Annotated in this window: 31 protein-coding genes and 1 pseudogene; 25 read left to right on the forward strand and 7 right to left on the reverse strand. The window is 60.0% G+C overall.

Features of this window, described 5'->3' with window-relative positions; all coding sequences use genetic code 11:
* The 13 genes and pseudogenes from tuf to HYX42_RS04250 form a co-directional block, all read left to right on the forward strand.
* Nucleotides 1-169 (forward strand): annotated as a pseudogene (gene tuf, locus HYX42_RS04190) (elongation factor Tu); the annotation flags it as partial.
* Nucleotides 170-194: 25 nt separating this feature from the next.
* Nucleotides 195-509, forward strand: coding sequence for a 30S ribosomal protein S10 (gene rpsJ, locus HYX42_RS04195; RefSeq protein WP_007838118.1), 315 nt, complete (start codon nucleotides 195-197; stop codon nucleotides 507-509).
* Nucleotides 510-712: 203 nt separating this feature from the next.
* Complete coding sequence (rplC, locus tag HYX42_RS04200; RefSeq protein WP_293400151.1) at nucleotides 713-1396, forward strand: 50S ribosomal protein L3; 684 nt, start codon at nucleotides 713-715, stop codon at nucleotides 1394-1396.
* The gene (rplD, locus tag HYX42_RS04205; RefSeq protein ID WP_293400154.1) at nucleotides 1396-2016 is read left to right on the forward strand and encodes a 50S ribosomal protein L4; all 621 of its coding nucleotides are present in this window, start codon (nucleotides 1396-1398) and stop codon (nucleotides 2014-2016) included. The genes rplC and rplD overlap by 1 nt, the downstream gene beginning before the upstream one ends.
* Nucleotides 2013-2348: a 50S ribosomal protein L23 gene (rplW, locus tag HYX42_RS04210; protein ID WP_293400157.1), complete on the forward strand. Its 336-nt coding sequence runs from the start codon at nucleotides 2013-2015 to the stop codon at nucleotides 2346-2348. Before rplD ends, rplW begins: the two co-directional genes overlap by 4 nt.
* The gene (gene rplB / locus HYX42_RS04215; RefSeq protein ID WP_293400160.1) at nucleotides 2348-3172 is read left to right on the forward strand and encodes a 50S ribosomal protein L2; all 825 of its coding nucleotides are present in this window, start codon (nucleotides 2348-2350) and stop codon (nucleotides 3170-3172) included. Before rplW ends, rplB begins: the two co-directional genes overlap by 1 nt.
* Before the next feature lie 9 nt (nucleotides 3173-3181).
* The gene (rpsS, locus tag HYX42_RS04220) at nucleotides 3182-3460 is read left to right on the forward strand and encodes a 30S ribosomal protein S19 (RefSeq protein WP_056178820.1); all 279 of its coding nucleotides are present in this window, start codon (nucleotides 3182-3184) and stop codon (nucleotides 3458-3460) included.
* Between the two features lie 10 nt (nucleotides 3461-3470).
* Nucleotides 3471-3800 carry a 50S ribosomal protein L22 gene (gene rplV / locus HYX42_RS04225; protein ID WP_293400171.1) on the forward strand — a complete coding sequence of 110 codons (330 nt, stop codon included), beginning with the start codon at nucleotides 3471-3473 and terminating at the stop codon, nucleotides 3798-3800.
* 12 nt (nucleotides 3801-3812) lie between these two features.
* Nucleotides 3813-4712, forward strand: a complete 900-nt coding sequence (gene rpsC, locus HYX42_RS04230) for a 30S ribosomal protein S3 (protein WP_293400174.1) — start codon at nucleotides 3813-3815, stop codon at nucleotides 4710-4712.
* A 24-nt stretch (nucleotides 4713-4736) separates the two neighbouring features.
* The gene (rplP, locus tag HYX42_RS04235; RefSeq protein ID WP_007866520.1) at nucleotides 4737-5153 is read left to right on the forward strand and encodes a 50S ribosomal protein L16; all 417 of its coding nucleotides are present in this window, start codon (nucleotides 4737-4739) and stop codon (nucleotides 5151-5153) included.
* Between the two features lie 12 nt (nucleotides 5154-5165).
* Entirely contained in the window at nucleotides 5166-5372 is a 207-nt protein-coding gene (gene rpmC, locus HYX42_RS04240; protein WP_293400183.1) for a 50S ribosomal protein L29, read from the forward strand.
* On the forward strand, nucleotides 5372-5641 hold the full coding sequence (gene rpsQ, locus HYX42_RS04245; protein ID WP_007866526.1) for a 30S ribosomal protein S17: 270 nt from the start codon (nucleotides 5372-5374) through the stop codon (nucleotides 5639-5641). Before rpmC ends, rpsQ begins: the two co-directional genes overlap by 1 nt.
* 197 nt (nucleotides 5642-5838) lie before the next feature.
* Nucleotides 5839-6345: a peroxiredoxin gene (locus tag HYX42_RS04250; protein WP_293400186.1), complete on the forward strand. Its 507-nt coding sequence runs from the start codon at nucleotides 5839-5841 to the stop codon at nucleotides 6343-6345.
* A gap of 130 nt (nucleotides 6346-6475) precedes the next feature.
* Here the strand turns inward: HYX42_RS04250 and HYX42_RS04255 are convergent, their stop codons facing one another.
* Entirely contained in the window at nucleotides 6476-6970 is a 495-nt protein-coding gene (locus tag HYX42_RS04255; protein ID WP_293400188.1) for a GNAT family N-acetyltransferase, read from the reverse strand.
* A 357-nt stretch (nucleotides 6971-7327) separates the two neighbouring features.
* Between HYX42_RS04255 and HYX42_RS04260 the strand changes: the two genes are divergently transcribed.
* Complete coding sequence (locus HYX42_RS04260) at nucleotides 7328-8152, forward strand: hypothetical protein (RefSeq protein WP_293400190.1); 825 nt, start codon at nucleotides 7328-7330, stop codon at nucleotides 8150-8152.
* 48 nt (nucleotides 8153-8200) lie between these two features.
* Nucleotides 8201-8794, forward strand: coding sequence for a YceI family protein (locus tag HYX42_RS04265; protein WP_293400192.1), 594 nt, complete (start codon nucleotides 8201-8203; stop codon nucleotides 8792-8794).
* A 92-nt stretch (nucleotides 8795-8886) separates the two neighbouring features.
* Here the strand turns inward: HYX42_RS04265 and HYX42_RS04270 are convergent, their stop codons facing one another.
* Entirely contained in the window at nucleotides 8887-9345 is a 459-nt protein-coding gene (locus HYX42_RS04270; protein WP_293400339.1) for a TlpA disulfide reductase family protein, read from the reverse strand.
* 69 nt (nucleotides 9346-9414) lie between these two features.
* Here HYX42_RS04270 and HYX42_RS04275 point away from each other — a divergent pair, with 69 nt between their 5' ends.
* Complete coding sequence (locus HYX42_RS04275) at nucleotides 9415-10128, forward strand: DUF4197 domain-containing protein (RefSeq protein ID WP_293400195.1); 714 nt, start codon at nucleotides 9415-9417, stop codon at nucleotides 10126-10128.
* A gap of 259 nt (nucleotides 10129-10387) precedes the next feature.
* Here HYX42_RS04275 and HYX42_RS04280 read toward each other — a convergent pair whose 3' ends face one another.
* Both HYX42_RS04280 and HYX42_RS04285 read right to left on the reverse strand, forming a co-directional pair.
* Entirely contained in the window at nucleotides 10388-10891 is a 504-nt protein-coding gene (locus HYX42_RS04280; RefSeq protein ID WP_293400198.1) for a hypothetical protein, read from the reverse strand.
* Nucleotides 10891-12126: a CaiB/BaiF CoA-transferase family protein gene (locus tag HYX42_RS04285; protein WP_293400201.1), complete on the reverse strand. Its 1236-nt coding sequence runs from the start codon at nucleotides 12124-12126 to the stop codon at nucleotides 10891-10893. The genes HYX42_RS04280 and HYX42_RS04285 overlap by 1 nt, the downstream gene beginning before the upstream one ends.
* A gap of 122 nt (nucleotides 12127-12248) precedes the next feature.
* On the opposite strand from HYX42_RS04285, the gene HYX42_RS04290 reads away from it, so the two are divergent.
* From HYX42_RS04290 to HYX42_RS04330, 9 genes are all read left to right on the forward strand, one after another.
* Complete coding sequence (locus HYX42_RS04290) at nucleotides 12249-13037, forward strand: TetR/AcrR family transcriptional regulator (RefSeq protein ID WP_293400204.1); 789 nt, start codon at nucleotides 12249-12251, stop codon at nucleotides 13035-13037.
* Complete coding sequence (locus tag HYX42_RS04295; protein WP_293400207.1) at nucleotides 13034-13987, forward strand: ABC transporter substrate-binding protein; 954 nt, start codon at nucleotides 13034-13036, stop codon at nucleotides 13985-13987. Before HYX42_RS04290 ends, HYX42_RS04295 begins: the two co-directional genes overlap by 4 nt.
* 150 nt (nucleotides 13988-14137) lie before the next feature.
* Entirely contained in the window at nucleotides 14138-14917 is a 780-nt protein-coding gene (locus tag HYX42_RS04300; RefSeq protein ID WP_293400210.1) for an ABC transporter ATP-binding protein, read from the forward strand.
* Complete coding sequence (locus tag HYX42_RS04305; protein ID WP_293400213.1) at nucleotides 14910-15683, forward strand: ABC transporter permease; 774 nt, start codon at nucleotides 14910-14912, stop codon at nucleotides 15681-15683. The genes HYX42_RS04300 and HYX42_RS04305 overlap by 8 nt, the downstream gene beginning before the upstream one ends.
* A 98-nt stretch (nucleotides 15684-15781) precedes the next feature.
* On the forward strand, nucleotides 15782-16486 hold the full coding sequence (locus tag HYX42_RS04310) for an ABC transporter permease (RefSeq protein WP_293400341.1): 705 nt from the start codon (nucleotides 15782-15784) through the stop codon (nucleotides 16484-16486).
* Nucleotides 16483-17535 carry an SMP-30/gluconolactonase/LRE family protein gene (locus tag HYX42_RS04315; protein ID WP_293400216.1) on the forward strand — a complete coding sequence of 351 codons (1053 nt, stop codon included), beginning with the start codon at nucleotides 16483-16485 and terminating at the stop codon, nucleotides 17533-17535. Before HYX42_RS04310 ends, HYX42_RS04315 begins: the two co-directional genes overlap by 4 nt.
* 49 nt (nucleotides 17536-17584) lie before the next feature.
* Complete coding sequence (locus HYX42_RS04320) at nucleotides 17585-18391, forward strand: cyclase family protein (protein ID WP_293400219.1); 807 nt, start codon at nucleotides 17585-17587, stop codon at nucleotides 18389-18391.
* Nucleotides 18392-18463: 72 nt separating this feature from the next.
* Complete coding sequence (gene fahA, locus HYX42_RS04325) at nucleotides 18464-19798, forward strand: fumarylacetoacetase (RefSeq protein WP_293400222.1); 1335 nt, start codon at nucleotides 18464-18466, stop codon at nucleotides 19796-19798.
* A gap of 14 nt (nucleotides 19799-19812) precedes the next feature.
* Nucleotides 19813-20466 carry a cysteine hydrolase gene (locus HYX42_RS04330; RefSeq protein ID WP_293400225.1) on the forward strand — a complete coding sequence of 218 codons (654 nt, stop codon included), beginning with the start codon at nucleotides 19813-19815 and terminating at the stop codon, nucleotides 20464-20466.
* Between the two features lie 175 nt (nucleotides 20467-20641).
* On the opposite strand, the gene cynS is transcribed toward HYX42_RS04330, so the two are convergent.
* The 3 genes from cynS to ntrB are packed head-to-tail and all read right to left on the reverse strand — an operon-like array spanning nucleotide 20642 to nucleotide 22852.
* Entirely contained in the window at nucleotides 20642-21085 is a 444-nt protein-coding gene (gene cynS / locus HYX42_RS04335; RefSeq protein WP_293400228.1) for a cyanase, read from the reverse strand.
* Nucleotides 21086-21132: 47 nt separating this feature from the next.
* Nucleotides 21133-21927 (reverse strand): ABC transporter ATP-binding protein, encoded by a 795-nt coding sequence (locus HYX42_RS04340; protein WP_293400230.1) that lies wholly within the window; start codon nucleotides 21925-21927, stop codon nucleotides 21133-21135.
* Nucleotides 21928-21982: 55 nt separating this feature from the next.
* Entirely contained in the window at nucleotides 21983-22852 is an 870-nt protein-coding gene (ntrB, locus tag HYX42_RS04345; RefSeq protein WP_293400232.1) for a nitrate ABC transporter permease, read from the reverse strand.
* Between the last annotated feature and the right edge of the window lies 1 nt (nucleotide 22853).

Here is a 22853-nt window from a genome sequence, read left to right on the forward strand (position 1 = left end):
CGGTGCGATCGAGTTGCCAGAAGGCAAGGAAATGGTCATGCCGGGCGACAACGTGTCGATCACCGTCAAGCTGATCAACCCGATCGCCATGGAAGAGGGCCTGCGCTTTGCCATCCGTGAAGGCGGCAAGACCGTCGGCGCCGGCGTCGTGGCCAAGATCATTGCGTAATTCTGCGAATACTTAAGGAATTACCATGGCCACCAAGCAAAAAATCCGCATCCGCCTGAAGGCGTTTGATTACAAGCTGATCGACCAGTCGGCAGCTGAAATCGTTGACACCGCCAAGCGTACCGGCGCGATCGTCAAGGGCCCCGTGCCCCTGCCGACCCGCATGAAGCGTTTTGACATCCTGCGTTCGCCGCACGTCAACAAGACCTCGCGCGACCAGCTCGAAATCCGTACGCACCAGCGCCTGATGGACATCGTCGACCCAACGGACAAAACCGTTGACGCCCTGATGAAGCTCGATCTGCCTGCTGGCGTCGACGTCGAAATCAAGCTGCAGTAAAGAGAATCGGGGTTTGGGCAACAGCCTGAACCCCAAAAGAACAGGTTTTGGCGCGGGCTTGCCATTTTTGGCGGCCCGCGCTATACTCTTGGGCTGTCCTTGGCGTGTTCACACGGCGAGGGCGGTTTTATTAACAGTCTTCTACACAAAAACGTCTGTGGCCAATTGAAGTCGCAGCGGTGGAAGTTACGAAAGAACACATCATGAGTCTGAGCAACTCCCTCGGGTTGCTGGGCCGCAAGGTTGGCATGATGCGTCTGTTCACTGATGATGGGGACACAGTTCCTGTCACGGTGGTGGATGTATCCAACAACCGCGTGACCCAGGTTAAAACCGAAGCAAATGACGGCTACAGTGCCCTCCAAGTGGCATTTGGCTCGCGCAAAGCATCGCGCGTGACCAAGCCGGCCGCCGGCCACCTTGCAAAAGCAGGTGTTGAAGCTGGTGAAATCCTTAAAGAATTCCGCGTGACCGCTGATGTCGCAGGCAAATACGCAGCCGGTACGGTTGTGCCTGCTGCTGACGTGTTTGCCGTGGGCCAGAAGGTGGACGTGCAGGGCACTTCCATCGGTAAAGGCTTCGCCGGCACGATCAAGCGTCACAAGATGAGCTCGCAGCGCGCGTCGCACGGTAACAGCCGTTCGCACAACGTTCCCGGCTCCATCGGTATGGCGCAGGATCCCGGTCGTGTGTTTCCTGGTAAACGCATGACGGGCCACCTCGGTGACGTCACCAAGACCACACAGAACCTCGACATCGTTCGCATTGACGAAGCCCGTCAACTGCTGATGATCCGTGGCGCCGTGCCTGGTTCCAAAGGCGGTTTTGTCACGGTTCGCGCCGCGATCAAGGCCAAACCAGCAGCTGCTGCAAAAGGAGCGAACTGATGCAGGTCGAACTCCTGAATGACCAGGGTATGGCTTCGTCCAAGGTGGACGTGCCTGATACCGTGTTTGGTCGCGAATACAACGAAAGCCTGATTCACCAGGTGGTCGTGGCCTTCCAGGCCAACGCCCGCCAGGGTACCCGGGCACAAAAAGACCGTGAGCAGGTCCGTCACTCGACCAAGAAGCCTTTCAAACAAAAGGGTACGGGTCGTGCACGTGCAGGTATGACGTCTTCGCCACTGTGGCGCGGCGGCGGTCGTATCTTCCCGAACATGCCTGACGAAAACTTCACGCAGAAGATCAACAAGAAGATGTATCGCGCCGGTATGGCGTCGATCTTCTCGCAGCTGGCGCGCGAAGGCCGCCTGTCTGTGGTTGACTCGCTGACTGTCGATTCACCAAAAACCAAGGTCCTGGCCGACAAGTTCAAGGCCATGAACCTGAGCTCCGTGCTGGTCATCGCCGACGTGGTCGACGAGAACCTGTACCTGGCTTCACGCAACCTGGTCAACATTCTTGTGGTTGAGCCCCGCTACGCCGATCCGGTGTCGCTGGTTCATTACAAGAAGGTTCTGGTCACCAAGGCTGCCATGGACCAACTCAAGGAGATGTTCGCATGAGCGTCCGTAACCCATCTTCTTCCAAGCTGAAATTCGACGAAGGCCGCCTGATGCAGGTCCTGGTCGCGCCCATCGTGTCTGAAAAGGCCACGATGATTGCGGACAAGACCAACGCAGTGACCTTCAAGGTACTGCAGGATGCCACCAAGTTTGAAATCAAGGCTGCCGTGCAGCTGATGTTCAAGGTGGATGTCCAGTCGGTGGCCGTCCTGAACATCAAAGGCAAGACCAAGCGCTTCGGCAAGTCCGTCGGCCGCCGCGACAACGTTCGCAAGGCCTATGTGACGCTCAAGCCAGGTCAAGAGCTCAACCTCGGTGGGGAGTCTGCGTAATGGCTGTCATTAAAATGAAACCCACCTCGCCGGGCATGCGCGGCATGGTGAAGATCTCGCGTGACCACCTGTACAAGGGTGAGCCCCACGCACCGCTGCTGGAGCCGCAATTCCAGAAGTCCGGCCGCAACAACAACGGCCACATCACTGTTCGCCACAAGGGCGGCGGTCACAAGCACCACTACCGTGTGGTGGACTTCAAGCGCAACAAGGACGCCATTCCGGCCAAGGTCGAACGTATCGAGTACGACCCCAACCGCACGGCCCACATTGCCCTGATCTGCTACGCAGACGGCGAACGTGCCTACATCATTGCCCCTCGCGGCCTTGAAGTCGGCGCAACGCTGATCAGCGGTTCCGAAGCCCCGATTCGTGTCGGCAACACCCTGCCGATCCGCAATATCCCTGTGGGTTCGACCATCCATTGCATCGAGATGCAAATCGGCAAGGGCGCGCAGATTGCACGTTCCGCCGGCACCTCGGCAACCTTGCTGGCTCGTGAAGGTACTTACGCCCAGGTGCGCATGCGCTCCGGTGAAGTCCGCAAGATCCACATCGAATGCCGTGCCACCATTGGCGAAGTCGCCAACGAAGAACACAGCCTGCGCCGTCTCGGCAAGGCCGGTGTGAAGCGCTGGATGGGTATTCGCCCGACCGTTCGCGGTGTGGTCATGAACCCGGTCGATCACCCACACGGTGGCGGCGAAGGCAAGACCGGCGAAGGCCGCCATCCTGTCGATCCATGGGGTAACCTGACCAAGGGCTACCGCACCCGCAACAACAAGCGCACGCAAGTGATGATTGTTTCGCGTCGCAAGAAGTAAGGCTAACCCATGACACGTTCACTCAAAAAAGGTCCCTTTGTCGACCATCACCTGGTAGCCAAGGCTGATAAAGCCGTTACCACGAAAGACAAAAAGCCGATCAAGACCTGGTCGCGCCGCTCCATGATCCTGCCCGAGTTCATCGGCCTGACCATCGCCGTGCATAACGGCAAGCAGCACGTCCCCGTCTACATCACCGATCAGATGGTTGGCCACAAGCTGGGCGAGTTCGCACTCACCCGGACTTTCAAGGGCCATCCAGCTGACAAAAAAGTTGTGAGAAAGTAAGGAAAAGACCATGGAAACACGTGCAACCCTCCGGGGCGTTCGTCTGTCGGTCGACAAGGGCCGCCTGGTCGCTGACCTGATCCGCGGCAAAAAAGTGGATCAAGCGCTCAACATCCTGACATTCACGCAGAAAAAAGCTGCTGGAATCATCAAGAAGGTGGTTGAGTCCGCCATCGCCAACGCTGAACATAACGACGGCGCCGATATCGACGAACTGAAGGTCAAGACCATCTACGTCGAACAGGGCGCCACGCTCAAGCGTTTCTCCGCGCGCGCCAAAGGCCGCGGCAACAGCATCAGCAAGCCCACGTGCCATGTGTACGTTGTGGTCGGCAACTAAAGGCAGCAGGATATGGGACAAAAAATCAACCCAACCGGGTTCCGCCTTTCAGTCAGCCGCAACTGGTCAAGCCGCTGGTACGCGAGCAACCGTGACTTCGCCGGCATGCTGGCTGAAGACATCAAGGTTCGCGAATACCTCAAGGCCAAGCTCAAGAACGCTGCGGTTTCGCGCGTCCTGATCGAGCGCCCCGCCAAGAACGCACGCATCACGATTTTCTCGGCACGTCCGGGCGTCGTGATCGGCAAGAAGGGCGAGGACATCGAGAACCTCAAGAAAGAACTGAGCCGCCAGCTGGGCGTGCCCGTCGCCGTGAACATCGAAGAAGTTCGCAAGCCTGAAATTGATGCCAAGCTCATCGCTGACAGCATCACCCAGCAGCTTGAGAAACGCATCATGTTCCGCCGTGCGATGAAGCGCGCCATGCAAAACGCCATGCGTCTGGGTGCCCTGGGCATCAAGATCATGTCGTCCGGCCGCCTCAACGGCATCGAAATCGCGCGTTGCGAGTGGTACCGCGAAGGTCGCGTGCCCCTCCACACCCTGCGTGCAGACATCGACTACGGCACCTCTGAAGCCAAGACCACCTATGGTGTGATCGGCGTCAAGGTCTGGGTCTACAAGGGCGATACCCTGGGCCGCAATGATGCGCCAGGCGCCAAGATGGCCGAAGTGGCTGACGAAGAACGCAAGCCGCGCGGCCCACGCCGTGATGCACGTCCGGGTACAGACCGTCCTGCAGCTCCACGTGGTGCCCGCGCACCCCGCGCCGCAGGCACGAACACCGCTCCGGCAGATGGAAGCGACAAGCCGGCTGAAGCTACCGTTGGTAGCGAAGCCCCGAAAACCACCGTTAAGCGCGTCCGTAAAGCCGCGCCAGCTGCAGCAGCTGACGGTGCCAAGACCGAGTAATCGGTCTAACTACGGAGAATACAAATGCTGCAACCCGCTCGCAGAAAATATCGCAAAGAGCAAAAAGGCCGTAACACCGGCGTTGCCACACGTGGCAGCTCGGTGGCATTCGGTGATTTTGGCCTCAAATGCACAGACCGTGGTCGCCTGACCGCACGCCAGATCGAAGCCGCACGCCGTGCGATTTCCCGTCACGTCAAACGTGGCGGCCGTATCTGGATCCGTGTGTTCCCGGACAAGCCGATTTCCCAAAAGCCTGCTGAAGTGCGTATGGGTAACGGTAAAGGTAACCCCGAGTACTACGTGGCTGAAATCCAGCCCGGCAAAATCGTTTTTGAAATCGTCGGCGTTCCTGAAGAACTGGCCCGAGAAGCGTTCCGCCTGGCATCTGCCAAGCTGCCGCTGCGCACCACGTTTGTCAGCCGCATGATCGGCCAGTAAGGGGAAATGAACATGACCAAATCCACTGAACTCCGCCAAAAAGACGTTGCCGGCCTGAAAGCTGAAGTCAAAGAGCTGCAAAAAGCCCACTTTGGCCTGCGCATGCAAAAAGCCACGCAACAACTCAACAACACGGCAACGCTGCGTTCCACACGCCGTTCCATCGCTCGCGCCAAGACTATCCTGGCCGAAACCATCGTCAAGCAAGGAGCCAAATAATGACGGAAGCTAAAAAATCCCTCAAGCGCACCCTGATTGGCAAGGTGGTGAGCGACAAGCGCGCCAAGACCGTCACGGTTCTGGTCGAGCGCCGCGTCAAGCACGAGCTGTACGGCAAGATCGTATCGCTGTCCTCGAAGTACCATGCCCATGATGAAAAGGGCGAGTACCACACGGGCGACGTGATCGAGATCACCGAAAGCCGTCCTATCTCCAAGACCAAGAACTGGGTTGTGACCCGTCTGGTTGAGAAGGCTGCCATCGTCTGATCCTGTGCAAACAGGCTCATGACTGAAAAGTCAAAAAACGGCTCACTGTGTGGGCCGTTTTTGTTTTTGGCCCAGTATCGGAGGTGTCAGTGAACGCTGACTGCGGCCTCCAACCCTCTGCAAGCAAGGCTTTCCTGTATCGATAAGAATAGCGTTTTCTTTTTATCCCCATTTACCTCACAAAACCGGAGCATTCCATGATCAAAGTCGGAGACACCCTTCCTGCAACCACGCTGATGGAGTTTTCAGAAGTTGAAGGCAACGGCTGCAGCATCGGCCCCAACCCGGTCGATGTGGCCAAGGCCACCGCCGGCAAGACCATTGCCCTGTTTGCCCTGCCAGGCGCGTTCACGCCAACCTGCTCTGCCAAGCATGTGCCCGGCTATGTCGAGAAATTCTCCGAGCTCAAGGCGGCTGGCGTGGATGAAATCTGGTGCGTGAGTGTTAACGACGCCTTTGTGATGGGCGCCTGGGCGCGTGACCAGAAGACCGACGGCAAGGTGCGCATGCTGGGTGACGGCAGTGCCGAATTCGCCAAGGCCACCGGCCTTTTTCTTGACCTGACGGCACGCGGCATGGGCGTGCGCAGCAACCGTTATTCGATGCTGGTCAAGGACGGGAAGGTCGCCAGCCTGAATGTGGAGGGCCCCGGCAAGTTTGAAGTGAGTGACGCCGCCACCTTGCTGGCACAAGCCAAAGCCTGAATTTAGAGGGAAGTTGGCGCTCGCCAACGATGCCCCGCACGGGCGCGTTCCCGCAAAAATGCCGCTGCATGCCAGCGGCATTTTTATGTCTGTCCCCGGTGTTGCGTCTGGCAGGTCAAATTCGTCCCGCTCACGCGGCGAGATCGACTTTCAGGTAGTGAGCGCCCGCTATCGGGTTGTGATAGTAGGGTGGTATGTCTTCAAAACCCAGGTCTGTGTAGAGCGCGCGAGCCGATTCCATGTCGCTGAGTGTGTCGAGCAACAGGTGTCTGTAGCCAGCTACCCGCGCCATGTCGATGATGGCCTCCGCCAACTGGCGGCCCAGGCCAAACCGCCGAAAGGCCTTGCGTACGTAGAGCCGTTTCATTTCGCAGGCGTTGGGGTAATCGGCGGAATGCAATGCGCGCAGTGCACAGCAACCCGCTATCTCACCGTCCACCAGCGCGAGCAGCAGGGCGCCCCCGGGCGCTGCATAGTCGCCGGGCAGGCTGGCCAGTTCGGCATCGAAATCCTGGAAGCCGAGGTCTATGCCCAGCCCTTCGGCATACTCCTGAAAGATCAGTCTGGTGGCCGCGAGCTGTTCGGCACTTGTGGGGGTGATGAGCTGTATGGGACTGTGGGGCACTGAGTTTGCATCCGCGTTTCGGAAGATGCGCCCACTATACAGATGCGTCGGAGAAATTTCCTGTTGCTGCCCGCCACGCAAAATTTATCGGTGCTTTCCCGAATCCCCCCATTTTTGCGGAACTTGTTAAGCTCCACCCCACTCAAGCCAGCTTGCGAGAATAAAAATCCTGCGCGGGTTAGAACCAAAAATAACGAGAGGGGAATCATGAAACCGGACACCTGCACTGCACCTGCGAAAGTCATGCCGATTTTCCGGCTACTTGACGCCTGCGGACCCGCCCCCTGCTGAGTCCAGACAGCTCCTGCCGCGGCATGCGCCTTCAAGTCCAAATATCAAAAAGCAGAGGAAAACAGCATGAATGAATTGTTGAGCAACCCGGCAATACAGGCGGGCGTCGCCCCTTTCGTTGCTGCACTGGTCGTTGCTGCGTTGCTGCATAGAACCCGCCTGCTCGGGCTGGCCATTGGCGCAGGTTTTTTTACCGTCGTTTTTCTGGCTCTGGGGTTTTCTTTTGATTCGCTGACTTCTGCACGCAAGATGGTTCTGGCCGGGACGGCAACAACAATTCTGGTGCTCGTGCTGGAGTTGACCAGCGTGCAGTCAGGCAAAGCCGTGCGAGCAGCGCTGGCCCTGCTCGCTGCGGCTGCAGCGGTCTGGGTCGTGCTGCGCGTTCTTCAGCAAAAGGAAACCGGCCCCGCCCTGCTGGCAGGTGCGGCTGCGGCCCTCTACCTTGCAGCGCTGGTGGAATCCGGCAACCGCGCGGGCGACGATTCGGTAAGTGCGGCCTCTGGCGCGTTGATGCTGGGCCTGTGCAGCGGCGGTCTTGCGCTGCTTGGCGCATCGGCCTCCCTGGCCCAGGTCGGCATCGCGATAGGCGCTAGTTCTGGCGCTGCGCTTCTGCTGCAGATGTTGACTGGAAAGCGTGCACCTACCGGATGGACTCTGGCGTTACCGGCCACCGTGGTCGCCGGCCTGGTGGGCCTGCTGGCCGTCTTTACCGGCTCGTTGCCGTGGTACTGCCTGCTGCCGACTCTGGCCATTTCCTGGGCCCCGCGTGTGGTTCCCACCGGTAAATGGCCGGTCTGGCTCACCGCTTTCCTGAGCGCCCTGGCGGCGCTTGTCCCCATGTTGCTCGCAGTGGCCATTGCCTGGTTTACTGCGGGATCATCGTCCACTTGAGTGGATTGTCTAGTGTCGTCACCTTACCCCATCAAGAGGAGCTAACTTATGTCCCGCCTTTCGACCGCCCTGGCAGTTTGCCTGTTTCCCCTGTCGCTGTCCGTGCTGGCAGCACCAGCGACCTATGTCATAGATCCGCTGCACTCCTTCCCCAACTTCGCGATCAATCACCTCGGCATGACCACCATCCATGGCCGCTTTGACCGCATGACGGGCACCATCACGCTTGACCAGGCGGCGAAGACCGGTTCGCTGGAAGCCAAGATCGCCAGCGCGTCCGTCAACAGCGGTGACGCCAAACGTGCCGACGGCACCCGCTCGCGCGACGAACACCTGCGTTCGGCAGACTTCTTCAACAGCGCGGAATTTCCGGATGTCGTTTTCAAGTCCACCAAGTTCAACTTCAAGGGTGACGACGTTGAAAGCGTTGACGGCACCCTGACCATGCTCGGCGTGACCAAGCCGGTCAAACTCGCCGTCACTTCTTTCAAGTGTGCACCTCACCCCTTCAACAAGAAGCCCATGTGCGGCGCGGACGTGCAGACCTCCATCAAACGTACCGACTGGGGCATGAAATTCGGCGTGCCAGCCATTTCCGATGAAGTCAAGCTGAGCATCAGCATCGAAGCCTACCCGCAATAAGCGCGGTTCAGGTTCTTAAGCTGGCCCAACAAGAAGGGGCTGGATTCATGCGAATCCAGCCCCTTTTTTTTGTATGCGGAACGCTTGCCGGCTCAGGTTTCTGCCAGCAGCTTTTCAATCAGCTGGTGCAGGGCCGCAAAGTCAGGCTCGCCCACATACTGCTTGACGATCTCGCCGCGCTTGTTGACGATGTAGGTCGTGGGGGTGAGCTGCACATCGCCCCAGGCCTTGGCGACGGCGCCCGTGTTGTCGATGGCGACCTTGAAGGGGAGCTTGCGGGTTTCGGTGTAGTTGACGACGTAGCTGGGCGGGTCGTAACTCATGGCGACGGCCATGGTGTCGTAGCCCTGGCTTTTGTACTTGTTGTAGGTGGCTATGACCTTAGGCATTTCCGCCACGCAGGTGACGCAGCTGGTGGCCCAGAAATTGACCAGCGTGACCTTGCCCTTGAGGTCTGCGGTGGTCTGTTTGCTGCCGTCGAGCAACACAAAGGTCGAGTTTGGCGCAGTCTGTGCGCCGCCGCATCCGTAGAGCCCCGCCACGCTGGCCATGGCAAGCACCGCTGCTGCAGCCATGCGGCATACTGGGGCGGCGAAAAATTTATTCATGGGGGTACTCATATGCAACGTCGCAATTTTAACAAGGCCGGTGTCAGCGCGCTGGGCGCACTGATACTGGCCACCTACCAGCAGGCGCATGCCCTGTCGCTGGGCGACCTGGCCGGCATCAGCAATACCGACGCCAGTGCCGGCCTGAAAACCGCCCTTGAAAAAGGCGCCATCGCGGCCGTTGCCCTGCTGGGCAAGACAGATGGATTCCTCGGCAACCCGAAAGTTCGCATCCCGCTGCCGGGTTTTCTGGAAGATGCGTCCAAACTGCTGAGAAACCTCGGCCAGGGCAAGCGCATCGATGAGCTGGTCACGTCGATCAACCGCGCCGCTGAAGCTGCAGTGCCCATGGGCAAGGATTTGCTGGTCAGTGCGGTGCGCAACATGAGCGTCAATGATGCCAAGTCCATTCTCACGGGTGGCGAAACCTCGGTCACCACCTTTTTTGCTGAAAAAACCCGTTCACCGCTGGGCGTGAAGTTTTTGCCGGTGGTCACCAAAGCCACCGAAAAAGTCGGTTTGGCCAATAAATACAACGAGTTCGCCGGCAAGGCAGCGGGTTTTGGCCTGGTCAAGAAGGAAGACGCCAACATCCAGCAGTACGTGACTGGCAAGTCGCTGGACGGGCTTTACCTCATCATTGGCGAAGAAGAAAAGAAGATACGCCAGGACCCGGTCGGCACCGGCAGTGCGATTTTGAAGAAGGTCTTTGGCGCGATGAAGTGATGGCGGGGCAAAGCGGCGGAAGATTGATCAGAATCGCTCTTGCCCGCTATTTTTAACGTGTACGTTAAAAAATCCCGAAAAGTTAAGTTTCATATTAACTTTTGCCAATCTGGATGGTTTTTGAGTCCCTGGTGAGCTTCAAAACGGCCAAAAAAGGCCATTTTTGAGTGCCAAATCGGGCTGCAAGCCAATAAATACGTGCGTGAGCAGCTACTAAAAATATAGCGATCTATCCTCTGCCCCGAGTCGGCTCTGACTGCTAGCGGGCCAGCGCCTTGCGCGCCGTGGCCAGTCGCTCGTCCAGATAGGCGCCGTAGAAGTCCGGCACGGCAATGCCGACCAGCGGTGGTGCCAGCATCTGGCCCTGCGGGCCCAGAAACAGCACCGTCGGCGTAAAAGTCGCCTTCCACAAGCCGGCCTGCACTTCCGGGCTGACGGGCTTGCCGTCAAAACCAGTCAGTGATGCCCGGCGGTCCGTGATGTTGATTTGCCAGGCCTGCAGGCCTTCAGCGCGCATGGGCAGCAGGTAGCTGCGCCGCACCAGCTCGCAATATGGGCAGCCGGGCAGGCTGATGAGCAGCACCAGCGGCTCGCCTTTGGCGGCTGCGGTTTGCGCGGCCAGCGGCAGCGATGGCGGAACGGGCAGGGCGGTGTCTGCTGCCAGTACCCGCGAAGCCAGGGTGCATGCGAGCGCTGCGCCGGCGATCAGCGCCAGCGAATGCCGCCTGCTGCCAAGCGGCGAAACTGAAATGTGTGGTGTCATCAGATGATCTTGCTGTCTTTCAGTCCAGACAGTTTTTCATCTCCGTAGTTCAGCACGCTGCGCAGCACTTCATCGGTGTGCTGGCCCAGGCGCGGCGGCGGCAGGTCGGTGCGTACCGGCGTGGCGCTGAGCTTGATGGGGCTGGACACCAGCCGCAGGTCATGCCGCAAAGGGTGCTGCCATTCGGTCACCATCTTGCGCGCCTCGACCTGCGGGTCGGTGAAGACCTCGGCCAGGTTGTTGATCGCGCCACAGGGCACCTTGGCCGCTTCAAGCGCGGCCAGCCAGTCGGCCTTGCTGCGGGTCTTGAGCACGGTCTCCAGAATCGGCACCAGCTGCGCGCGGTTCTTCACGCGGTCGCTGTTCTTCGCAAACAGCGGGTTCACGCCCAGTTCGGGGATGTTGGCGACGCCGCAGAACTTGACGTACTGCGAGTCGTTGCCGACCGCCAGGATCAGGTGGTCTTTGGTTCCATCCGCAGCAGGCGCAGTTTCAAACACCTGGTAGGGCACGATGTTCTGGTGCGCATTGCCCATGCGGCCGGGCACCTTGCCGCTGACGAGATAGTTCGCGCCCAGATTGGCCAGCATGGCCACCTGTGTGTCGAGCAGCGCCATGTCCACGTACTGACCTTCACCGGTTTTTTCGGCATGACGCAGCGCTGCGAGGATGCCGACCGTGGCGTACATGCCGGTCATCAAATCAGCGACGGCAACCCCGACCTTTTGCGGCCCGCCGCCTATGTCGTCACGCTCGCCGGTCACGCTCATCAGCCCGCCCATGCCCTGGATGGCGTAGTCGTAACCGGCGCGGTCGGCGTAGGGACCGTTCTGGCCGAAGCCGGTGACCGAGCAGTACACGAGGCGCGGGTTGATGGCCTTGAGCGAGGCGTAATCCAGTCCGTAGCGCGCCATGTCGCCGACCTTGAAGTTCTCAACAAACACATCGCAATGCAAGGCCAAATCGCGTATCAGCGACTGGCCCTCGGCTTTGGCGATGTCGCAGGTGACGGAGCGTTTGTTGCGGTTGGCACCTAGGTAATAGGCCGCTTCGCGCGTCTCGTTGCCCTGGTCGTCCTTCAGGAAGGGCGGGCCCCAGGTGCGAGTGTCGTCCCCTGCGCCGGGGCGCTCGATCTTGATGACATCGGCACCAAGGTCGGCAAGGTTCTGGGTGCACCAGGGGCCCGCGAGTACACGGGAAAGATCGAGAACGCGGATGCCGTCTAAAGAATTCATCCCGCTATTTTGACCGCTTGCCCGCGGTCCCGTCGCCTGGGGTGCCGTGGGCGGGCCAACAGGCCCTGGTCAGGGTTTGTACGCGTGTTCAATTTTTTTGTACGGTCGTACAGTACCAGCTCATGCTGAGCAGCACACGCCCCCCATCCGCACCCGCCAGGGCGGGGCGCACGCGCCTGCCGAAGATTGCGCTGACGCCCTCCGTCAAAAAGCCCGCACCCAAAACAAAAACCGACCGCAAGGCCGACATCCTGCTTGCGGCTGAAAAGCTGTTTGCGCAGCACGGTTACCACGCGGTCAGCATCCGCCAGATTGCCGATGAGGCCGGCGTGCCGCTGGCGCTGGTGGGCTATCACTACGGCCCCAAGCATGAGCTGTTCTATGCCATCTTTGCGCACTGGAACGACACCATTGAAGAGCGGCTTCAGGGCCTGCGCGATGTCAAGGGTGACCCCTTGCACCCCGACACCCTGCCGCGCATCATCGAGGCCTTCATAGGCCCGGTGCTGCGGCTGCGCGCCAGCCCCGAGGGCGAGTACTACGCCCTGCTAGTAGCGCGCGAACTTTATATTTCGCAAGACCAGACAGACCGCGTGCTGCGTGATTTTTTCGACCCGCTGGCGCACGCCTTTATCGATGCGATGAACAAGGTCTTCCCGCATGCCACGCGCGGGCAGGTCGCCTGGGGTTACCAGTTCCTGCTGGGTGCCCTGCTGCATCACATCAGTGACCACCGCGTCAAACGCCTGGCGCAGGGCGACGCCAGCCCGGCCGACCCTTCGGCGGCCGGCATGCTGGCGCATTTCATCGTGGGCGGGCTGCGTGCTGCGCTCGCTCCTGCAAGTCCCCCGGTTTCCACTTCACCCTCACCCAAAACCCGCAACCTCAAAAACAGAAAGAGACAAGCATGAACAACCTCACCCTCAATCGCCGCGCAGCACTGGGCACCATAGGTGCTGCATCCGCCGCGCTGGCTTTCCCCGCTTTGGCGCAGTCCGGCAAGATCGTGTTCGGCTATACGGCAGTCACTGATTTCGCCTCGGTCTTTGTGGCGGCAGAGCAGGGCTACTTCACCAAACGCAAGCTCGATGTCGAGCTGAAGTTCATTCCGCTGAACTCCACCATTCCGGCGGCCATCCAGTCCGACTCACTGCAGATGGGCGGCCCGACGCCTTCCGTGTTTTTGCAGTCGGTGGAAGGCGGGCTCGACCACGTGGTGGTGGCTGGCGGTGGTATCACCTCCAAGACCATCACCGGTTTCGGGCTGGTGGCCAAGGCCGGTTCCGGCATCCGTTCCGCGCAGGATGTGATTGGCAAAAAGGTCGGCGTTCCTGGCCTGGGTGCTTTCCTGCACGTGACCTTCCGCGCATGGCTCAAACAAAGCGGCGTTGACTACAAGAAGGTCAACTTTGTCGAGGCGTCTTTCCCGCAGCACGGCGACCTGCTGCGTGGCGGCTCCATCGATGCGGTGGTCACGGCCGACCCGTTCATGAGCCGCATCGTCGACAGCGGCGTGGGTTACGTGGCCTCGTATTACTCAACCTTCCTTGAGGCCGGCAACCACACCATCCTGTACGCGGCCAAACGCGACTGGGCAACGAAGAATGCACCGCAGGTCAGGCTGTTCCGTGAAGCTGTACAGGAAGCCGCTACCTTCATCGGCCAGCCCAAAAACGACGGTGCCGTGCGCGACGCCATCGCCAAATACACCAAGCTGCCGCCGGCAGTCGTGGCCAAGGTGCAGATCTCGCCCCCCGGCCCCAGCGTGTCTGAAAAGCAGATGTCTTACTGGGTTGGCCTGATGAAGGACCAGGGCATGCTGCAAACCGACCCCAAGGTCGCGAACCTGATCTTCAAGTAATTCCATCCCCGTTGAAAGCGATAACTGCGTTGCTTCGTCTTGCCCTGCTATAGCACTGCCCTCGACTTCGCGCCTTGTTATCGCCTCCAATGGAAAGTGGAATACGCCAGGGCCTGTGCCCTGCGGTAAGTCCCCGACCTATACAAAAAAATGACAAGCACCCCGATACTGACCTTTAACGAGGTGGCCATTCACCTCGGCGGGCGCGAAATTCTCTCGCCCACTTCCTTTGAGGTGGGGCGGGGCGAGTTTGTCTGCATCGTCGGCCCCAGCGGCTGCGGCAAGACCACCTTGCTGCGTGCCGCCACCGGATTGCTGCTGGCCAGCGGCGGCGAGGTGCGGCGCCACGGCAAGCTGGTGACAGAACCCACGCGCGAAGTCGCCTTCGTGTTCCAGGACTACGGCCGCGCGCTGCTGCCCTGGCGCAGTGTGGAAGGCAACATCAGCCTGGCGCTTGAAGCGGCGGGCGTGCCTGCAGCCGAAAGGCCTGCGCGCATTGCCGACGTGCTGGCCAAAGTGGGGCTGTCCAAACACGCCTACAAATTTCCTGCACAGCTTTCAGGCGGCATGCAGCAGCGCGTGCAGATCGCACGCTGCCTGGCGCAAAAGCCCGAAGTGCTGATGATGGACGAGCCTTTCGGCGCGCTGGATGCGCTCACACGCCAGAGCCTGCAGGACGAACTCGCAAGGCTGGTGCGCGACGAAGGCCTCACGGTGCTGTTTGTCACGCACGACCTTGAAGAAGCCATTTACCTGGGCGACCGCGTCATTGCACTGCAGGCCAACCCCGGCCCCGGCCGGCCCAGTCTGGCGCGCATGATTGATGTGCAGATCCCACGCCCCCGCGACCAGCTATCGACCAAGGAGCATCCGGAGTTCCTGAAGCTGCGCCGTGAGCTGTTTGCGTTTATCGAGCAAAGCCATGACTGATCCAATGGGGTGGGTTGTCAAAAAACTGAAACCATGGTGGTTTCCCGTGGCGGCGTTAGGCGGTTATGAGTGGTACGCCCGAACCATAGGCAAAAACAGTGATGCGATTGCGCCGCCCACAGCCGCCATCAAGGCGTTCGTCACGGCCGTCACCGACGGCTCGCTCTGGGGTGCGACCGGTTTCACGCTGGGCGCTGCAGCGCTTGGTTTGCTGATTGCAGCAGTGCTGGGCATTGCGTCGGGCATTGTTCTCGGGCTGTCAAAACGCACGGCCCGCATGGCCTTCTTTTCGATTGAGGTGTTCAGGCCTGTGCCATCGGTGGCGCTGATACCGCTGTCCATGCTGGTCTTCGGTTTTGGTTTGCGCATGGAGTTTTCCATCGTGGCGTTTGCATCATTCTGGCCTTTGATGATTCTCACGCAGGCGGCAGTGCAGCAGGTTGAACCGCGGCTGCTGGAAGTCAGCCGCGTGCTGGGCCTCAGCCCGGCGCAGCGCGCCTTCAAGATCATCCTGCCGGCCATAGTCCCGCGCCTGTTTGTCGCCATGCGTCTGGGGGTGTCGATTGCGCTGGTAGTGGCTGTGACAGTAGAGGTCGCGGCCAATCCCAATGGCATGGGTTACGCCATGATGATTGCGCAGCAAAGCATGGACCCGAGCCTGATGCTGGCCTGGCTGTTCTGGATTGGTGTGGTCGGTTACGCCATCAACTTTGGCGCGCTCCGGCTGGAGCGCTGGGTCAACCGCCGCATGGGGGCTGTGGCATGAGTACGGCAGCCACTGTTCCACTCGTCAGCAAGCCGCTGCGGCCCTCAGGCACCGGGCCGGCGTCATGGGCCGGTTCTGCGGCGGTGTTTATCGCCATCATGGCGCTGTGGTGGCTGGCCAGCCATCAGGGCTGGATCAGCAAGGTATTTTTGCCGACACCCGAAGCCACCTGGCTCAGCTTGAAGAATGGCCTGACCGACGGCGAGCTGAAAGAGTTCACCTGGGCCACCATCACCCGCATGTTTGAAGGCTGGCTGCTGGCCTCGCTGATTGGTGTGGCGCTGGGTGCGCTGATCGGCATCTCTGCCAATGCCCGCGCCTGGCTGCAGCCCACACTTGAGTTCATGCGGCCTCTGCCTGCGTCGGCATTGCTGCCACTGGCAATCTCCATCTTCGGCCTGAACCCGAACATGGTGCTTTCTGTTGTGGCGTTCGGCGCGATGTGGCCGGTGCTGCTGGCTACCGTTCACGGCTTTGCTGCTGTCGAGCCGCGCCTGCAGGAAGTTGCGCGCTGCCTGCAGCTGTCGCGTGGTGCTTTCGTGTGGAAGGTCGGCCTGCCGAATGCGCTGCCCGACATCCTGGCCGGCATGCGGCTGTCGCTGACGGTTTCGCTCATCGTGTCTGTGGTCGGTGAAATGATTGCCTCGCAGCCGGGGCTGGGCCAGGCGATTTTGCTGGCTGCACGCGCCTTTCGCGCGAGCGAGTTGTTTGCCGGTATTGTGCTGCTGGGCCTGATCGGGTTTGCCAGCAGCGCGATGCTCGCCGCTTTTGAAAAACGCTTTCTGAAATGGCAACACCCATGACAGCATCCAATCCGCTTGACGGTTTTACAGTCGACCGCGCAGCCATTGGCTACATTGGCAAAGACCTGCAACGTCCCGAATGCATCCTGGCCGAACGTGACGGCACGCTGTGGGCAGCCGATGCGCGTGGCGGTGTCACGCGCATTGCAGCCGACGGCTCGCAGCGTTTTATCGGCCAGACAGCCGATAACCGTTTTGCAGCGGGCTCGATGGAAGATGAAGCTGCGAAATTTGAAGACCGCCTCACGCAGGGCACGCTGCCGAATGGTCTGGCGTTTGCAGCGAATGGCGACATCCTGATATCAAATTTCGGCACCGACCTGCTTGAAGTCATGACACGTGACGGCCGCACACGCACCCTGCATGACCGCATAGACGGCAAGCCGATAGGCAAGGTCAACTTTGTGCTGCGCGATTCAAAAAACCGCATCTGGCTGACGGTGTCGACGCGCATGAACCCCTGGACCAGCGCCGCGGCCAGCCGTGTGCGTGACGGCTTTATCTGCGTGGTCGATGACAAGGGCATACGCGTCGTGGCCGACGGTTTTTATTTCACCAACGAGATTCGCCTTGATGCAAAGGAAGAGTGGCTCTACATCGTCGAGACCACAGGCCCCTGCATCTCGCGCATGCGGCTCGATGAGCAGGCGGGCGGTGTGGCGCTGAAGGACCGCGAGGTCTACGGCCCGGCGCATCTGGGCGGCTACCCTGACGGCATCGCCTTCGATGCCTTCGGCAATCTCTGGTGCACGCTGGTCATGGTCGATCAGCTGATTGCCATCACACCGCAGGGTGACAAGCGCCTGCTGATGGACGACAGCGACCCGGAAACCGCCCCCGCGTTTCTCGAAAAAATGGAGGCCGGCACCATCACCGCCGCCGACATGCAGCGCACGCACGGCACCATCGCGCCGTGGATGGCCAGCATCACTTTCGGCGGCCCCGACCTGCGCACCGCCTACATCGGCAGCCTGCTGGGCACGCTCATTCCCTTCTTTCGTTCGCCCGTCGCCGGGCTGCCCATGGTGCACTGGCACCAGTCGTTCTGATTTCGCACGCTTTCAGTTCCGTTCAACCCCACTCACAACAGGACACCCCATGCCAAGAAAAATCGTTGACCTTTCCATCTTTCTTGAAAACGACGTCATCAGCGACCCGCCCGCTTTTGCGCCCAAGATCCAGTACTTCACACACGAAGACACCTATGAGCAGATCCAGCCCTTCTTTCCGGGCCTGAAAAAAGAAGACCTGCCCGACGGCGAAGGCTGGGCGGTCGAGCTGATCAACCTGTCGACCCACAACGGCACCCACCTCGATGCGCCCTACCACTTTCACAGCACCATGAACAAGGCGCTGGGCAAGCAGGAAAAATCTTTGACCATTCATGAGGTGCCGCTCGACTGGTGCTTCCAGCCCGGCGTCAAGCTCGACTTCACCAAACTGCCCGATGGTTATGTGGTGACCGCAGAAGACGTCGAAGCCGAACTCAAGCGCATCAACCACACCCTCTCGCCGCTGGAAATCGTCGTCGTCAACACCGCTGCCGGTAAACGTTATGGGCAAAACGACTATGTGTCTGCCGGATGCGGCATGGGTTATGAAGCCACCATGTATCTGCTGGAGCGCGGCGTGCGTTTGACGGGTACAGATGCCTGGAGCTGGGATGCGCCCTTTGTGCACACCGCCAAAAAATACGAAGAGACCAAGGACGCATCGCTGATCTGGGAAGGCCACAAGGCCGGCCGCGACATCGGTTATTGCCATCTTGAAAAGCTGCACAACCTCGAAGTGTTGCCGCCTACCGGTTTTTATATTTCGTGCTTCCCGCACAAGATTCGCGGCGCCTCTGCGGGCTGGACTCGCGCGGTGGCGATCTTTGATGACCGTTTGATGGCGCCGGCCTGAAGCGTTTTTTTTATGAACCCTGTCACCCCGGACTTGATCCGGGGTCCATGCCCCTCTTCTTCAGACTGAACCATGACCACAAGCAGCGAACTCAACCCCACCCACAATGCCCATGCCAGAAGCTGGGTGGCATCTGCCAACGCCGAAAGCTGCGATTTCCCCATCCAGAACCTGCCCTTCGCCGTGTTTCGTCGCGCCGGCAGCAGCGAAGCATTCAGGGGCGGCGTGGCCATTGGCGACCAGGTGATTGACATGGCGCGGGTCGCAAAGACCGACTGCCTTGACGGCCTGGCGCATGCCGCAGCGCAGAACTGCGCAAAGCCGGTGCTCAATGATTTTTTTGCGATGGGGCCGGCCGCGTGGTCTGCATTGCGGCATGGTCTGTTCGAGCTGCTTGAGAAAGCTTTTTACGGGCCCAAGGTGGACGCGCTGCGCGCCTGCCTCATTCCGCAGAGCGAGGTCGAGTTCACCGTGCCGACGCAGATTGGCGACTACACCGACTTCTACACCTCGCTGGACCACGCCATGAACATCGGCGTGATGATGCGGCCTGACGACCCCATCACCAGCAACTTCAAGTGGATACCGATTGCGTACCACGGCCGTGTCTCCAGCATAGGCGTGAGCGGCCAGAAGTACCGCAGGCCCATGGGCCAGGCCATGGCACCCGGCGCCAGCGCACCGGTCTATGCGCCCTGCGCGCGGCTTGACTATGAGCTGGAGCTTGGCATCTATATCGGTACCGGCAATGCGCAGGGCGAGCCGATTGCGATCAAGGATGCCGAGAAACACATCTTTGGCATTTGCCTGCTCAACGACTGGTCTGCACGCGATATCCAGTTCTGGGAGATGGCGCCGCTCGGCCCTTTCCTCGGCAAAAACTTCTGCACCACCATCTCACCGTGGATAGTGACGATGGAGGCACTGGCCCCTTACCGCCAGGCCTTCACACGGCCCGCCGGTGACCCGCAGCCGCTGGCTTATCTGGATGATGCCGCCAACAAGGCGCAGGGTGCCATCGACATATCGCTCGAGGTGCTGCTCGAGTCCGACAAACTGCGCGCCGAGGGCAAACCGCCGGCCCGCCTTTCCGGCACCAGTTTCAAACACCAGTACTGGACGATTGCGCAAATGGTCACCCACCACACCATGGGCGGCTGCAACCTCAAGAGCGGTGACCTGCTGGGCAGCGGCACCATCTCCGGCCCCGGCGAAGGCCAGGCCGGCGCGATGATAGAGCTCGCTTACGGCGGCACCAGACCCGTGCCGCTGGGCAATGGCGAGACACGCGGTTTCCTGCACGATGGCGACGCCGTCATCCTGCGCGGCTGGTGTGAGAAGCCCGGCCATGCGCGCATCGGTTTTGGTGAAAGCAAGGGCACCATCCTGCCGGCCATAGGCAAATAAGCGCGCGGAACGCTATGAGCAGCAGGCCGCTTAACTTTCAGCAGTTGCCCACTTCGTTTGCGGAACTCGTCGATGCGAAGCGCACGGTGCTGGTGATGTGGGACATGCAAAAGGGGCTGGCTGGCAATGCGCCCAATCTGGCCACGCTCAAGCCCGCCGCCGCGCTGCTGCTGGCCGCTGCGGAAGAAGCCGGCGTGCTGGTCGCCTGGAGCCAGCACAGCTTTCCGGCGATGGAGAACATGCCCGGCCCCTGGCTGGCGTGGATGATGCGCAAGCAGGGCGTGGCCCGGCCTGAAGACCTCAAACCCATGTTTCAGGCCGGGACTGAGGCGACTCAATTCCTCGATGGTTTTGCGCCGCTGCCGCATCACCTGGTGCTGCCCAAGCAGCAGCCCTCGCTGTTCCTCGACACGCCCTTCGACAGCCACCTCAAGGCGCGCGGCATACGTACCATCGTCGTGGCCGGGTTTGCCACCGACATCGGCGTGGACCTGACGGTGCGCCACGGCAATGCGCTCGGTTACCACGCAGTCGTTGCCGAAGACGCCTGCGGCGCCTATGCACAGGCCAGCCACGACAGGAGCATTGCCTTTTTGCGTGACTGGGCGAATGTGGCGACCAGCGCCGAGGTGGCAGCGGTCTGGCAAGGCCGGTCATTGTCGATGTAAAGTCGACTTTACATTTTGATGGCCGGGGCAACCGGTTTGCCGTTGAAAACCATTTTCAGACCTCAGAAAGCCGGTTTTTGACCCCTGAAAATGGCTGCAAGCCAATAAATACGCACGTGAGCAGCTATTGATATCGTAGCGTTTGCATGACCCGGCATTGCCGGGCCATCCCACATCAGTACTGTTTGTAGGGCAAAAACTTGCCCGACAGCACCACGTTGACGCGGTCGCCCTTGGGGTCGGGCTGGCGCACGATGTCCATGCTGAAGTCGATGGCGCTCATGATGCCGTCGCCGAACTCTTCGTGGATGAGTGCCTTGATCGTCGTGCCGTAGACGCTGACGATTTCATACCAGCGGTAGATCAGCGGGTCGGTCGGCACAGGCGTGGGCAGCGAACCCTTGTACGGCACGACCTGCAGCCACTTCTGCTCTTCGGCGTTCAGCCCGAAGATCTTGCCAATGACCTTGGCCTGCTTGTCGTCAAAGGTCATCTGGCCCAGGCAACCTGCGGTCACCCATTCCTTGCTGAGGCCGACCTTTTTGGCAACCGATTCCCATGTGATGCCTTTGGCAACCTTGGCGGTGATGATTTTTTCGGTGATGTCGTTGCGGTTCATTTTTATGGCTCCTGTTAAATAAATGGTGATGTGAAAAGGTGGGGGTTTCAGTGCGCTTTGGCGCGTGACACCAGGAAATCGACGATGTGGTTGCGCAGCTCGTAGTAGCCGGGCAGGTGGTGCAGGCCGGCGCGTGTGCGTTCGCGCGGCAACGGGTTGATGACTTCTTCGGCGATGTTGCCGGGGGAGTAACCGCCTTCGTTCTCGGTCCCATTGCTCATCAGCAAAATGCGGTCGGCCAGCAAGATGGCTTCGTCCACATCGTGGGTGATCATGAACACCGTCTGGTGTGTTTCACGAACGATGGTCATCAGTTCGTCCTGAATCGTGCCGCGCGTCAGCGCATCAAGTGCGCCGAACGGTTCGTCGAGCAGCAGCATCTTGGGCTGAATGGCGAAGGCCCGCGCAATGCCGACGCGCTGCTTCATGCCGCCCGAAAGCTGCGAAGGCTTCTTGTCGATGGCAAGGCTCAGGCCCACCAGTGCGACAAATTTTTCAACGTGTTCATTCACCTGTGCCGCGCTCCACTCAGGCCAGCGCGAGACGACCGCAAACGCGATGTTCTTGCGTACGGTCAGCCAGGGCATGAGCGCGTGGCTCTGAAAGACCACACCGCGCTCCAGGCTGGGGCCGGAGATCTCGCGGTTGTCCATGAAGACATGGCCCGAGGTGGCGGTGTCCAGCCCGGCCAGCACATTCAGGATGGTGGTCTTGCCGCAGCCCGAATGGCCGATGATGATGACAAATTCGCCCTTGTCTATCGTGAAGCCGACGTTGGCGAACACCGGTTTGGCCGGGATGTAGGCCTTGCTCAGGCCTTCGATTTTCAAAAATCCCTGCATGGTGTGGTCTTTCTTTTTGGGTCTGGCAACTTCTGTAGCGATACGCGATTCCGCATCACTCCACATAGGTCACCACCTTCTGCATCTGCGCAAAGGCCAGGTCCAGCAGCATGCCAACCACACCTATGACAAAAATCGCGAAGATCACATTGGTGAGCGAGAGGTTGTTCCACTCGTTCCAGACGAAGTAGCCGATGCCCGTACCGCCGACCAGCATTTCGGCCGCCACGATGACCAGCCAGGCAATGCCCATGGAGATGCGCATGCCCGTCAATATGGTGGGCGCCGCAGCGGGAAGGATGACCTGAAAGGCTTTGCGTATCGGATTGACCTCCAGCGTGCTGGCGACGTTCAGCCATTCACGCTTGACAGCGGAGACGCCGAAGGCGGTGTTGATCAGCATGGGCCAGACCGAGCAGATGAAGATCACGAAGATGCCGGAGGTCGACGAATCCTTGATGGTGTAGAGCGCCAGCGGCATCCACGCCAGCGGCGAGATGGGTTTGAGCACCTGTATGAAGGGATCAAAAGCACGGCGTAGCAGAGGCGACATGCCGATCACAAACCCCAGCGGTATCGCCACCAGGCAGGCCAGCAGAAAACCCAGGCCGACGCGGCCCAGCGAATGTGCGAGCTGTATGGCAATACCCTTGTCGTTGGGGCCGCGGTCGTAGAAGGGGTCGCTGAGCTGTTTGACAAAGGTCTGGCCCATTTGCAGGGGCGTGGGAAAGCCCGATGCCTTGGCCGCGCCCGGGTCCTTGCCCATCATCTTCTGGTATTCGATCTGCTCGGTGGTCATGCCTGTACTGCTTCCCGCTGGCCCTGCGTTAGAGGCGGTGGCCGCGTACCAGATGGCGATGAAGACCACCAGCAAGACGCTTGAGACCACGCCGGCCCGGAAGCCGAGGGTTTTGAAAATGTTCATG

The organism is Polaromonas sp., assembly GCF_016185115.1.
Lineage (GTDB): Bacteria > Pseudomonadota > Gammaproteobacteria > Burkholderiales > Burkholderiaceae_C > Polaromonas.